Source organism: Vibrio ulleungensis, from assembly GCF_016900875.1.
GTDB classification, from domain to species: Bacteria; Pseudomonadota; Gammaproteobacteria; order Enterobacterales; family Vibrionaceae; genus Vibrio; species Vibrio ulleungensis.
Window position 1 is genome coordinate 1 of the sequence record NZ_JAFEUM010000025.1, and the last position, 1,129, is coordinate 1,129.

1 rRNA gene is annotated in these 1,129 nt (G+C 53.0%); it reads left to right on the plus strand.

Annotated elements, in window-relative coordinates:
• Positions 1–1,129: ribosomal RNA gene (locus JQC93_RS20215) — 23S ribosomal RNA — on the plus strand; the annotation flags it as partial.

Here is a 1,129-nt window from a genome sequence, read left to right on the forward strand (position 1 = left end):
GCGGATGGAGCTATTGGGAGTCGCAGATACCAGGTGGCTGCAACTGTTTATTAAAAACACAGCACTGTGCAAAATCGTAAGATGACGTATACGGTGTGACGCCTGCCCGGTGCCGGAAGGTTAATTGATGGGGTTAGCGCTTGCGCGAAGCTCTTGATCGAAGCCCCGGTAAACGGCGGCCGTAACTATAACGGTCCTAAGGTAGCGAAATTCCTTGTCGGGTAAGTTCCGACCTGCACGAATGGCGTAATGATGGCCACGCTGTCTCCACCCGAGACTCAGTGAAATTGAAATCGCTGTGAAGATGCAGTGTACCCGCGGCTAGACGGAAAGACCCCGTGAACCTTTACTACAGCTTGGCACTGAACATTGACCCTACATGTGTAGGATAGGTGGGAGACTTTGAAACTTGGGCGCCAGTTCAAGTGGAGTCAACCTTGAAATACCACCCTTGTAGTGTTGATGTTCTAACTTAGACCCCTTATCGGGGTTGAGGACAGTGCCTGGTGGGTAGTTTGACTGGGGCGGTCTCCTCCCAAAGAGTAACGGAGGAGCACGAAGGTGGGCTAAACACGGTTGGACATCGTGTGGTTAGTGCAATGGCATAAGCCCGCTTGACTGCGAGAATGACAATTCGAGCAGGTGCGAAAGCAGGTCATAGTGATCCGGTGGTTCTGAATGGAAGGGCCATCGCTCAACGGATAAAAGGTACTCCGGGGATAACAGGCTGATACCGCCCAAGAGTTCATATCGACGGCGGTGTTTGGCACCTCGATGTCGGCTCATCACATCCTGGGGCTGAAGTCGGTCCCAAGGGTATGGCTGTTCGCCATTTAAAGTGGTACGCGAGCTGGGTTTAGAACGTCGTGAGACAGTTCGGTCCCTATCTGCCGTGGGCGTTGGAAGATTGAAGGGGGCTGCTCCTAGTACGAGAGGACCGGAGTGGACGAACCTCTGGTGTTCGGGTTGTGATGCCAATCGCATTGCCCGGTAGCTAAGTTCGGAATCGATAAGCGCTGAAAGCATCTAAGCGCGAAGCGAGCCCTGAGATGAGTCTTCCCTGGCACTTTAAGTGTCCTAAAGGGTTGTTCGAGACTAGAACGTTGATAGGCAGGGTGTGTAAGTGCTG